The sequence below is a fragment of the Lacisediminihabitans changchengi genome (assembly GCF_016634425.1).
GTDB lineage: Bacteria > Actinomycetota > Actinomycetes > Actinomycetales > Microbacteriaceae > Lacisediminihabitans > Lacisediminihabitans changchengi.
On sequence record NZ_JAEPES010000003.1, the window covers coordinates 114,761 to 126,332 of the forward strand.

The window sequence follows — 11,572 nt, forward strand, 5'->3', positions numbered from 1 at the left end:
GCAGCAGGTCGGACCGGATGGGGATCAGACGAAAGGGACAGGCCCGGTGTAGCTCATGGCAGAACACATCGATTCCTCCGGAAAGCAGATCCACACCCCGGTGATGCTCGAGCGCTCGATCGAGCTGCTCGCCCCCGCGCTCGAGAAGCCGGGAGCTGTACTCGTCGACGCGACGCTCGGTATGGCCGGCCACTCCGAAGCGTTCCTCGACCGCTTCCCTGGTCTGACCCTGGTCGGTCTCGACCGCGACACCGACGCCCTCGCCATCGCGGGGGAGCGACTCGCCCGCTTCGGCGACCGGGTGAACCTGGTGCACACCGTCTACGACCGCTTCGACGAGGCCCTCGACGGTCTCGGCGTCGACGAGGTGTCGGGCATCCTCTTCGATCTCGGCGTCTCCTCGCTTCAGCTCGACCGGGTCGAACGCGGTTTCTCCTATTCGAAGGATGCCCCGCTCGACATGCGCATGGACGCCACGTCCCCGCTCACCGCCGAGGTCATCCTCGCCGAGTACAGCGAGAACGAACTGCGACGCATCTTCTGGGAGTACGGCGAGGAGCGTCTTGCTCAGCGCTACGCGAAGAAGATCGTCGAGGCTCGCCAGGTCGAACCGCTGACCAGCTCCGCCCAGCTGGTCGCGATCCTGACGGCGGCGACTCCGGTTGCAATCCAGCGCAACGGGCATCCGGCCAAGCGGGTGTTCCAGGCCCTCCGCATCGAGGTCAACCAGGAGCTCGCGGTGTTGCAGAGGGCCATCCCGGCGGCGATCGATCGTCTCGAGATCGGCGGCCGCATCGTGGTGCTGGCCTACCAGTCGCTCGAAGACCGGATCGTCAAGCGCGCGCTGGTGGCAGCATCCAGCTCGACCGCCCCGGCCGGCCTGCCGATCGAGCTCCCCGAGCACCGTCCGGAGCTGACGCTCCTGGTCCGTGGCGCTGAACTCGCGACAGACGACGAGCGCGCCAAGAACCCGCGGGCTACCCCGGTACGGCTTCGCGCCGCAGAGAGAACTAGGAGGGCAGGATGACCGACACCCTGGCTTATGACCTGCCCTTCGTCGCCCCTCACGAGGTCGTCGAGCATCCCCGTCACATCGAGATCGTCTCGACGCGAAGCCAGCGTCGAGCCCGACCGCGCATCGTCTACGCCCTGGTCGGGGTGGCCGGACTTTTCCTGATCCTGGTGGCTCAGCTGCTGATCAGCATCGTGCTGTCCGACGGTGCCTATCAGATCGCGTCGCTGCAGAGTTCGCAGAAGGAGCTCGTTCGGGATCAGCAGACGCTGAGCGAACGCCAGCGCATCCTGGAGTCGCCCCAGAACCTCGCCGGGCGGGCCAGCGCGCTCGGAATGGTCGGCAACGTGAACGGTGAGGGATGGCTGCGGCTCTCCGATGGCAAAATTCTCAGTTCGCCCACCGCGGCCGAGGGTACCGCCGGCGTCGACCCGAGTAGCGGATCGACCGTCACCAATGCCCTACTCACCCCCGAGCTGCTCGCGCAGCAGGAGGCGACGGCGAAGACCCCCGCGCCGGGCACCATTCCTGATTCCGCAACGCCGGTCCCGGCGACCGCGGTGACACCGGGCGCGCCTGGCGACGGGACGACGGCCGGAGCGGTAGCGTCCGAGGCGGGGGGAATCCCCGCGCCGCAGACCCATTAGCAGCGCAGGCCGACTAGACAGCACCAAGCAGTATTAGGCGGCACTGACGCGCCACAGCACGGAATGCACCGAACCGGCACGCGCCCGGCCACGAAGGGGGACAGGTGAACGCGACTCGCAGTACCCGCCGGCGACTCACTCTGGCGGTCGCCGTCGTCATCCTCGTCGTGGGTGTCTTCGTCTTCCGCCTGGTCGATATCCAGGTGGTCCAGGCCGACGAGCTGAACAAGCAGTCGTATGACAAGCGCGCCGTGGCGATGAAGACCTACGCGCCGCGGGGTGACATCGTCGATGCCAATGGAGTGGAGCTCGCGACCTCGGTGACCCGCTTCGACATCACCATGGCGCCGGTGAACATCAAGTCGTTCGAACGCAAGAACACAGACGGAAGCCGCACCAGCGTGTCGGTGCAACAGCAGGCGAACGAGATCGCCGCCATCACCAAGCAGGATCCCGCCGCGGTGTTCTCGGCGATGACGAAGGATCCGAAATCCAACTACACCATGGTGGCCAAGACAGTCGACACCGCGACGCTCCGGGCGATCCAGAAGCTCGGCATTCCGGGCATCGTGCCGGTCAACCACCCGGTGCGCATCTATCCGAACGGACAGGTCGCCGGCAACATCGCCGGCTTCGTCGGCACGGATGGCCCGCAGAACGGCATCGAGACCGTCGAGCAAAAGTGTCTGAAGAGCACCGACGGTAGCTCTACCTACGAGCGCGGTGCCGATGGCGTGCAGATTCCCGGCAGCACCGTCACCAGCACGACGGCGAAGCCGGGCGGCACGGTGAAGCTCACCATTGACCGCGACCTCAACTGGTTCATGCAGCAGGCGATCTCCCAGCAGGCGCAGGCCATCGGAGCGGTGTCCGCGACCGCGATCACGGTGCGGGTGAAGGATGCCGCGCTGATGGGAGTCGCGGACTGGCCCTCGGTCGACCCCAACGACGTCAACGCGACGGCGAAGGACCACCCCGAATACCTGGGCTCGAAGGCCTTCTCGGACTACTACGAGCCCGGGTCGACGATGAAGGGGCTCACCGCGTCGATGCTCATCGACTCCGGGGCAGCCACTCCCACCACGGGTGTCGACGTTCCATCGAAGTGGACCTCGCCCGAGGGTCACACCATCAGTGATGCGACGCCGCACGCGGACGAGAAGCTCACGCTCACCGGCGTGCTCGAGCAGTCGTCGAACGTGGGCATCTCGCAGCTCGCGGTGAAGGCGTCTCAGAAGACCCGGTTCGCCTACCTGCAGAAGTACGGCTTCGGCACGCCGACCGCCGTCAACTTCCAGGGCGAATCGCCGTACGCGATCACGCCGCTGCCGTGGAGCGACAGCTCCAAGTACGACATCGCCTACGGCCAGGGCATCGCGGTGACCGCGATGCAGCTGGTCGACGCCTACCAGGGTCTGGCGAACGGCGGCGTGCGCGTGCCGCTCAAACTGGTCGAGGGCTGTACAGCACCGGATGGCACCGTGACCGATGTCCCCTCGACGACGGGCACCCGCGTGGTGTCAGAGCAGACCTCCAAGACCGTGGTCAACATGCTCGAGAGCGTCGTCGCGGGCGGCGACCTCTCGTCCCTCGCCTCGATCCCCGGTTATCGTGTCGCGGGCAAGAGCGGAACGGCCGAAGTTGCGCGTCCAACGGGTGGGTATGGCGGCGACCGCATCGTGTCATTCATGGGTATCGCCCCGGCCGAGGACCCCCAGTACATCGTGCTCGTGACCTACACCAAGCCGACTACTATGAAGACTTCGGCCGCCGCGGCGCCGACGTTCAAGAAGATCATGACTGAGGTGCTCACAAAGTACCGAGTCCCCCCGTCGACGACACCATCCACGTATCCGGCGACGACCTGGTAAGAAATGGAGCTGCCGTGACCGCACGGATCCCCCCGGTTCTCAGGCCGGAGCATCCGCTGGCCAGGCCCCTCGCAGGACTTGTCACCGAGTTCGACCTCGAGTCTGTCGGCTCGCTCGACGGTGTCGAGCTGACCGGCGTGACCCTGCGTTCGACCGAGGTTCAGCCCGGTGACCTGTACGTCGGTATCCGCGGCGTGAACAGCCACGGTGCCCAGTACGCGAAGGATGCCGCCGACAGCGGTGCCGTCGCGGTGCTCACCGACGCCGAGGGCGTCGACCTCGCCTCCGACAGCGGCCTGCCGATCGTCGTGGTCGAGTCGCCTCGGGCGGCACTCGGTGACGTCTCGGCCTGGGTCTACCGCACTGGCGAACATCCGCCCCTCCTGCTCGGCGTCACGGGCACCAACGGCAAGACCTCGGTGTCGTATGTCGTCGAGGCGATCCTCAAGCAACTCGGCCTGGTCACCGGGCTCAGCTCGACGGCGGAGCGCCACATCGGTGATCTCACCGTCGTGAGCCGCCTGACCACGCCCGAGGCCAGTGAGATGCACGCCCTCCTCGCCCGAATGCGCGAGAGCGAGGTGCGCGCTGTCGCCGTCGAGGTGAGTGCTCAGGCCCTCTCGCAGAACCGGGTCGACGGCCTGGTCTTCGACGTGGTGGCGTTCACGAACCTCAGCCACGACCACCTCGACGACTACGCCGACATGAACGAGTACTTCGAGGCGAAGGTCGCCTTCTTCGACCCCGAGCGCGGCAAGCGCGGTGTGGTCTCCCTCGATTCACCGTGGGGCGAGAAGGTCGTCGAGCGTTCGCGCATCCCCGTCACCACCGTGTCGGCCACGCCGGGCGTCGTGGGGGAGTGGAACGCGGAGATCCTCGAGGAGCAGTCCTCCTTCACCCGCTTCCGTCTCACCGGACCGGAGGGACGTTCGCTCGAGACCACCGTTCCGCTGATCGGCTGGCATATGGCCGCGAACGCTGCACTCGCCATCGTGATGCTGGTCGAGGCCGGCTTCGAGCTGGAGGCGATCGGTCACGCGCTGAAAGACGGCATCGATGCCTACCTCCCCGGACGGACCGAACTGGTCTCCGGTGAGCATTCACCCGCCGTGTACGTCGACTTCGGCCACAGCCCCGACGCCTTCCTCAATACGCTCGCCGCCGTGCGCAAGGTCACGCCGGGGCGCGTGATCATGGTCTTCGGTGCCGACGGTGACCGAGACGCGACCAAACGGCACGAAATGGCCCGGGTCGCCTCGGAGGGTTCCGACATCCTGGTCATCACCGACCACCACCCGCGGTTCGAGAACCCGGAGTCGATTCGGGCCACCCTGGTCGAGGGAGCACAGCTCGCCGAGCACCAGGCCGAGCTGCACGAGGTGAGCCCGCCCGAAAAGGCGATCCGCGCGGCGATCGCGCTGGCGCAGGAGGGCGACGCGATCCTCTGGGCCGGCCCCGGACATCAGGACTACCGCGACATCCGCGGCGAACGCACGCCATACTCGGCTCGCCAAGAGGCACGCGACGCCCTCGTCGAGGCAGGGTGGGAGTCGAACGAATCCGCCGGTCGCCAGGCCGATCCACGGCAGGCCGATTCCCGGTGATGGCCCTGACGCTCGCGCAGTTGGCCGCGGCCGTCGACGGCGCACTGATCGCTCCGGATGACGCGGCTCTCGCCGATCCAACGCACACGGTCGACGGACCGGTCGAGACCGACTCCCGTCTCGTCGTGCCCGGCGCACTCTTCTTCGCGATGCGAGGCGAAAACACGAACGGTGGCCTCTTCGCCGAGGCTGCGGTCGCGAATGGCGCCGTGCTCGTCTTCACCGAGGAGCGGCTCGCGCTGCCGGTGCCCCAGATCGTCGTCGCCGACACGCTCTATGCTCTGGCGGCGCTCGCTCGCGCTGTCGTCGCCGAGGTACGCGCAGCGGGAACCCTCCGTGTCGTCGGTATCACCGGGTCGAACGGCAAGACGACGACCAAGAACATGCTGCGCGCGATCCTGTCGGCGCAGGGGCCGACCGTTGCGCCCCAGGGTTCGTACAACAACCAGGTCGGCGCGCCGTACACGATGCTCCGGATCGACGAAAAGACGCGCTTCTTGGTCGTCGAGATGGGGGCGAGCGGAATCGGCGACATCGCGCGCCTGATCGGCATCGTCGTTCCCGACATCTCGGTTGTGCTCAAGGTCGGTCTCGCCCACGCCGGCGAGTTCGGCGGTATCGAGGCCACCCAGCGCGCGAAGTCGGAGATCGTCACGCAGCTGCCCGCGGATGCCGTGGCCGTGCTCAATCGAGACGACGAGCGTGTTGCCGCGATGGCAGTGCTCACTGCGGCCCGCCCGGTCTGGTTCGGACTCGACCCAGAGGCTGATCTCTCTGCCGACGACCTGCGCGCGACCAGTGCAGGAACGTCGTTCACGCTGCTCGTGGACGGCCTGCGCCTTCCCGTGAACCTGCGCATCCTGGGCGAACACCACGTGATGAATGCCCTCGCAGCCCTCGCGGTCGCTCGCGAACTCGGCGTCGACATTACCGAGGCCATAAGCGCCCTCGAAGGTGTCGAGCGTGCGGAACGGTGGCGCATGGAGATCCTCACCCGCGCCGACGGCGTCACCGTCATCAACGACGCATACAACGCCAGCCCGGACTCCATGGCGGCTGCCCTCAAGACGCTCGCACAGATCATCGAGCCCGGCCAACGGTCCGTCGCGATCCTCGGCGAGATGAACAACCTCGGCGACTACGCGGACGACGAGCACGACCGCATCGGTCGACTCGCAGTTCGCCTCAACGTGCAACAGCTGATCGTCGTCGGGCATCGCGCCCGCCACATCCACAACGCTGCGGGGCTCGAGGGTTCATGGGACGGTGAATCCGTGCTGGTCGAGACCGCAGATGAGGCGTACGACCTGGTGAACTCTCGCCTTCGAGCGGGGGATGTCGTGCTGGTCAAGTCGTCCAACGCGGCGGGCCTGCGCTTCCTCGGTGACCGGCTGGGCGAGGTGCAAGCATGATCGGAGTACTGACCGCCGCGAGCGTGTCGATGGTCTTCACCCTGTTTCTCACCCCGGTGTTCGCGAAGGCATTCCGCCGCTTGAAGCTCGGGCAGTTCTATCGTGCGGACACCCCGACAACGCACATCGTCAAGCGCGGAACACCGTCTATGGGCGGCATCATTTTCATCCTCGCCGCGGTGATCGGCTACTTCGTCGGCCACTGGGTCGGCGGCGACCCGATCTCGGGCTCGGCGCTCCTCGTCATTGGCATGATGGGCGGCCTCGCCGCCGTCGGTTTCCTCGACGACTTCCTCAAGGTGAGCAGGCAGAACAGCCTGGGTCTCCCGGGAGTCTGGAAGATCGTCGGGGCCGTGATCGTCTCGATCATCTTCGGCGTGCTGTCGCTCACCTATCGTGACTCGTTCGGTCACACGCCGGCCTCGACCGCGCTCTCGTTTGTTCGCGAGTTGCCGATCGATCCGCGCGTGGCCTTCGGCGCCACCGTCGGCGGAATCATCTTCGTGATCTGGGTCATCCTGATCACCACCAGCGTCTCCAACGCGGTGAACCTCACCGATGGCCTGGATGGTCTCGCCGCAGGATCGTCGATCTTCGCCATCGGCTCCTACGTGATCATCTGCTTCTGGCAGGCACAGCAGTCCTGCTACAGCCTCACGACGCCGGCCGAGAACCTGTTCAAGTGCTACACCGTGTCGCGTCCGCTCGACCTCGCGGTGATCGCCGCGTCGATCGTCGGAGCGCTCATCGGATTCCTCTGGTGGAACACCTCACCCGCGCAGATCACCATGGGCGACACCGGTTCATTCGGCCTCGGTGGCGCACTCGCCGCTCTGGCGATCCTGTCGCGTACCGAACTCCTCCTGGTTTTGATCGGCGGCCTGTTCCTGGTCATCACCGGCCAGGTGATCATCCAACGCATCTACTTCAAATCGACGCGCGGTAAACGCATCTGGCGTGCGAGCCCGCTGCACCATCACTTCGAGATGAAGGGGTGGGCGGAAGTCACGATCGTCGTGCGCTTCTGGATCATCTCCGGCCTCTTCGTGGCGGCCGGGGTGGGCACCTTCTACCTCGAATGGCTGTATCGCATCAAATGACCAGCGAACTCGTATGACCAGACGAACCCCTGCAGCGGTGGCGCAACTCGTGAGCTGGAACGCCGAATGGCGTGGCCTCCGGGTCGCGGTTCTCGGCCTCGGGGTCACCGGGTTCTCCGTGGCCGACACGCTCGCAGAGCTTGGTGCGGAGGTGCTCGTGATCGCCGAGCGTGCGGATGTCGAGTTCACGCGCATTCTCGATGTGCTCGGTGTGCGCTGGGTGCAGTCCGACCTCGAGCGCGAGCTCGTCGACTTCGAGCCGGAACTCGTCGTGGTGTCGCCGGGCTTCCGGCCGGATCATCCGCTGGTCGTCGCCGCGGAGTCGACCGGCGCTCCGCTCTGGGGTGACGTCGAGTTGGCGTGGCGGCTGCGCGACAAGGTGACGAACCCCGAAACCGGTAAGCCCGCCGAGTGGATCGCCATCACGGGGACCAACGGCAAGACCACGACCACCCAGCTGACCACGGCGATGATCGCCGAGGCTGGCGGACGTGTGGTCGCCTGCGGCAACGTCGGCGTGCCCGTGCTCGACGCCATCCGCGATCCGCTCGGTTGGGACGTGCTGGTGGTCGAACTCTCCAGCTTTCAGCTGCACTACCTCGACAGCATGTCCGCCTGGTCGGCCGTCTGCCTGAATATCGCTGAAGATCACCTCGACTGGCACGGCTCCGCGGAGGCCTACCGTGCGGCCAAGGGCAAGGTCTACCAGAACGCCCAGGCGATCTGCCTCTACAACCTGGCCGACGAGGCCACGCGGGAGCTGGTCGAAGACGCCGAGGTGGTGGAGGGATGCCGCGCGGTCGGTTTCGGCCTCGGGGCCCCCGGTCCCAGCGACCTCGGCATCATCGACGGCATCCTGATCGACCGGGCGTTCCACGATGACCGCCACCACACGGCGCTGGAGATAACGACCGTTCACGACCTCGTGGCGTCGGGCCTGGCCTCTCCACATATGACGGCCAACGTGCTGGCGGCCGCGGCGCTCGCGCGTTCGGCCGGGGTCACCATCGAACAGATCCGCGCCGCACTTGCAGCCTTCCGGCTCGACGCGCACCGCACCGAGACCATCGTCGAGGCAGACGGCATCCGCTGGGTCGACGATTCCAAGGCAACCAACCCGCACGCGGCGCAGGCGGCGCTGTCGGCCTTCCCGTCGATCGTCTGGGTCGTCGGCGGGCTGTTCAAGGGGGTGGATGTCGACGCTCTCGTCGCCGCGAACGTGCGCAGACTGCGGGCCGCCGTGGTGATCGGCACCGACCGTCAACCGGTGATCGAAGCGTTCACGCGACACGCGCCCGAACTCCCCGTGTTCGAGGTCGCCACCACTGACACTGAAGAGGTGATGCCGAGCGCCGTGCGGCTGGCTGCGCGGGTTGCGCGGGCCGGCGACACGGTACTTCTCGCCCCGGCGGCGGCATCCATGGATCAATTCACCGACTACGCCGATCGCGGTGTGCGATTCGCCGAGGCGGTCAGACGGCTCGGAACAGCAGGCACGGCAACGGGAGGAACCACGGATGACGACGAGCATTCCGCGCCCCCGACGGACGCCTGAGCCGCCTCGATCGCAGCCCGCGCCTCGATCGGAGCCCGGCCGGCAGCCGTCCAGCGGCCCGGCCGCCATCGTTCGGGTGAAGAAGATCTTCGCCGCGGAAACGGGAAACTACTTCCTCGTTCTCGGCGCCACGCTGTTCCTGGTGGTCTTCGGCCTCATCATGGTGCTGTCGTCGTCGGCGGTGGAGTCGTTGACCGCAACCGGCGGTTCGTTCGGAGGATTTCTCCGTCAGGGATCCTTCGCCCTCGTCGGCATCCCACTGATGCTGTTCGCGGCTCGGCGCTCCGCGGTCTTCTGGAAGAAGTGGGCCGGGATCATCATGATCGCCGCGATCGGACTCCAACTCCTCGTGTTCATGCCTGGCATCGGCTTCGCTGTCGGCGGTAACCGCAACTGGATCCACATCGGTAGCTTCACCGCTCAGCCCTCCGAGCTGATCAAGGTGGCGCTGGTGGTCTGGATCTCGCTGACGCTCGCAAAAAAGCGGGACAGCTTCGACAACTGGCGTGAACTCATCGTTCCGCTGGTTCCGGTCGCGGGCGCCGCAATCGGTCTGGTGCTGCTCGGTGGCGACCTCGGCACCGTGATCATCCTCGCCGCCATCGTGTTCGGCGCACTGTTCTTCGCCGGTATCAAACTGCGCTTTCTCGCTGCACCGGTGATCGTGCTCGGTTTCCTCGGTCTGATTGCCGCCTTCGCCACGGGCTCCCGGCAGGACCGCATCGGTCAGTTCCTCAACGGGTGCAAGTCGGACGCGGCCCAGGCCTGCTGGCAGACCGTCCACGGCTGGTGGGCACTGGCATCCGGCGGCTTTTTCGGGGTGGGTCTCGGCAACTCCAAGCTGAAGTGGTCGTGGATTCCCGAGGCAGACAACGACTTCATTTTCGCGGTGATCGGCGAGGAGCTCGGCCTGCTCGGCGCGATCCTGGTGCTGGCCCTGTTCATCGTGCTCGCGATCGGCTTCGTCCGGATCATCCGCGCCAACCGCGACCCCTTCGCCAAGGTCGCTGTGAGCGCGGTCATGGTGTGGATCATCGGGCAGGCATTCATCAACATCGCGGTGGTGCTCGGCATCTTGCCGGTGCTCGGCGTTCCCCTTCCCCTGATCTCCGCGGGAGGCTCGTCGTTGGTCACCACGCTCATTGCGATCGGGATCGTGCTCTCCTTCGCCCGGTACGCGCCGGAGCGACAGACCGCTCCGGCAGTGGCCGTTGGCGCCCGTCGGCCGTCTGACAGTCGCCCGTCTGGGCGTCGCCCATCTGGACAACAGAGATGACTCGCTACCTGCTCGCGGGCGGTGGTACGGCCGGCCACGTCAATCCGCTGCTGGCCGTGGCGGATCGACTGAGTGCCGTGCACCCCGACTCCGAGGTGCTCGTGCTCGGCACCCTCGAGGGCCTCGAGGCGAGACTAGTTCCGCAGCGCGGCTACGAATTGGTGACGATCGCACGCGTGGTGTTTCCCCGTCGGCCGAATGCGGCGGCGCTCAGATTTCCGCGCGCATTTCGGGACAGCGTCGCGGACATCCGTCGGATCATCGTCGAGCGCAAGATCGACGCGCTTGTCGGCTTCGGGGGCTACGTGTCGGGCCCGGCCTATGTCGCGGCCTGGCGCGAGAAGATCCCGCTGGTGGTGCACGAAGCGAATACCCGCCCTGGCATTGCGAACCGACTCGGTGCTGTCTTGACCACACACGTGGGAACCGCGTTTCGCCGAACCCGCCTGCTGCATTCGCGCCTGGTCGGCATGCCGCTGCGGCGCGAGATCGAAGAGCTGGATCGCGCGGCGTCTCGCACCGAGGCGATCCGCGCTTTCGGACTCGATCCCCGCAAACCCGTGCTGCTCATCACCGGTGGATCGCAGGGTGCCATGGCGATCAACGAAACGATCTGGAAGGCCGCGGCGTCTGTACTCGGGGCGGGCTGGCAGATCCTCCATATCGCCGGCGCGCGCTGGGAGCGACTGAACTCCGACCTCGTCGGCTACCAGATTCTGCAGTACTCCGATCGCATGGACCTCGCTCTCGCCGCCGCGGATTTCGCCGTGGCACGGGCGGGCGCGGCGACCGTGAGCGAGTTCAGCGCGCTTGGCGTGCCCGCGGCCTACGTGCCGCTGCCCATCGGCAACGGCGAGCAGCGGCTCAATGCCCAGGACTCGGTGGATGCCGGCGGCGCCATCGTTGTGGCGAACGCCGACTTCACTCCCGCCTGGGTCGACCATTCGCTGGTGCCGTTGCTCGAAGACCGCGCAGCCGTCGCCGCGATGGCAGCGCGGGCGCTCTCCGTGGGCGTGCTCGACGGCTCGGATCGCATGGTCGATCTGATCGCGGAGGCGATCGCGCTTCCGCCCTCGGCTCGCCGGGTACGGTAGG

9 protein-coding genes are annotated in these 11,572 nt (G+C 66.7%); all 9 read left to right on the top strand.

All coding sequences use genetic code 11. The features are described from left to right. The first annotated feature begins 55 nt into the window (after positions 1–55). Positions 56–1,027: a 16S rRNA (cytosine(1402)-N(4))-methyltransferase RsmH gene (gene rsmH, locus IV501_RS08900; RefSeq protein WP_200556375.1), complete on the top strand. Its 972-nt coding sequence runs from the start codon at positions 56–58 to the stop codon at positions 1,025–1,027. Beyond that, positions 1,024–1,659 carry a cell division protein FtsL gene (gene ftsL / locus IV501_RS08905; protein ID WP_200556377.1) on the top strand — a complete coding sequence of 212 codons (636 nt, stop codon included), beginning with the start codon at positions 1,024–1,026 and terminating at the stop codon, positions 1,657–1,659. The genes rsmH and ftsL overlap by 4 nt, the downstream gene beginning before the upstream one ends. A 104-nt stretch (positions 1,660–1,763) precedes the next feature. Then, positions 1,764–3,530 carry a peptidoglycan D,D-transpeptidase FtsI family protein gene (locus IV501_RS08910; protein WP_200556379.1) on the top strand — a complete coding sequence of 589 codons (1,767 nt, stop codon included), beginning with the start codon at positions 1,764–1,766 and terminating at the stop codon, positions 3,528–3,530. Between the two features lie 14 nt (positions 3,531–3,544). Further along, a complete protein-coding gene (locus tag IV501_RS08915) occupies positions 3,545–5,134 on the top strand; it encodes a Mur ligase family protein (RefSeq protein ID WP_200556381.1) in 1,590 nt (529 codons plus the stop codon). Then, positions 5,131–6,546, top strand: coding sequence for a UDP-N-acetylmuramoyl-tripeptide--D-alanyl-D-alanine ligase (locus tag IV501_RS08920; RefSeq protein ID WP_200556383.1), 1,416 nt, complete (start codon positions 5,131–5,133; stop codon positions 6,544–6,546). Before IV501_RS08915 ends, IV501_RS08920 begins: the two co-directional genes overlap by 4 nt. Then, complete coding sequence (gene mraY, locus IV501_RS08925; RefSeq protein WP_200556385.1) at positions 6,543–7,646, top strand: phospho-N-acetylmuramoyl-pentapeptide-transferase; 1,104 nt, start codon at positions 6,543–6,545, stop codon at positions 7,644–7,646. The genes IV501_RS08920 and mraY overlap by 4 nt, the downstream gene beginning before the upstream one ends. A gap of 13 nt (positions 7,647–7,659) precedes the next feature. Then, positions 7,660–9,201, top strand: coding sequence for a UDP-N-acetylmuramoyl-L-alanine--D-glutamate ligase (gene murD, locus IV501_RS08930; RefSeq protein ID WP_200556386.1), 1,542 nt, complete (start codon positions 7,660–7,662; stop codon positions 9,199–9,201). 76 nt (positions 9,202–9,277) lie between these two features. Further along, entirely contained in the window at positions 9,278–10,477 is a 1,200-nt protein-coding gene (gene ftsW, locus IV501_RS08935; protein ID WP_307812249.1) for a putative lipid II flippase FtsW, read from the top strand. Next, positions 10,474–11,571: a UDP-N-acetylglucosamine--N-acetylmuramyl-(pentapeptide) pyrophosphoryl-undecaprenol N-acetylglucosamine transferase gene (locus tag IV501_RS08940; RefSeq protein WP_200556388.1), complete on the top strand. Its 1,098-nt coding sequence runs from the start codon at positions 10,474–10,476 to the stop codon at positions 11,569–11,571. The genes ftsW and IV501_RS08940 overlap by 4 nt, the downstream gene beginning before the upstream one ends. The last annotated feature ends 1 nt before the right edge of the window (position 11,572 follow it).

Bases quoted from the DNA above. Each gene is read 5' to 3' on its own strand.
- rsmH (WP_200556375.1), top strand. From the start codon at position 56: ATGGCAGAACACATCGATTCCTCCGGAAAGCAGATCCACACCCCGGTG.
- ftsL (WP_200556377.1), top strand. From the start codon at position 1,024: ATGACCGACACCCTGGCTTATGACCTGCCCTTCGTCGCCCCTCACGAG.
- mraY (WP_200556385.1), top strand. From the start codon at position 6,543: ATGATCGGAGTACTGACCGCCGCGAGCGTGTCGATGGTCTTCACCCTG.
- murD (WP_200556386.1), top strand. From the start codon at position 7,660: ATGACCAGACGAACCCCTGCAGCGGTGGCGCAACTCGTGAGCTGGAAC.
- IV501_RS08940 (WP_200556388.1), top strand. From the start codon at position 10,474: ATGACTCGCTACCTGCTCGCGGGCGGTGGTACGGCCGGCCACGTCAAT.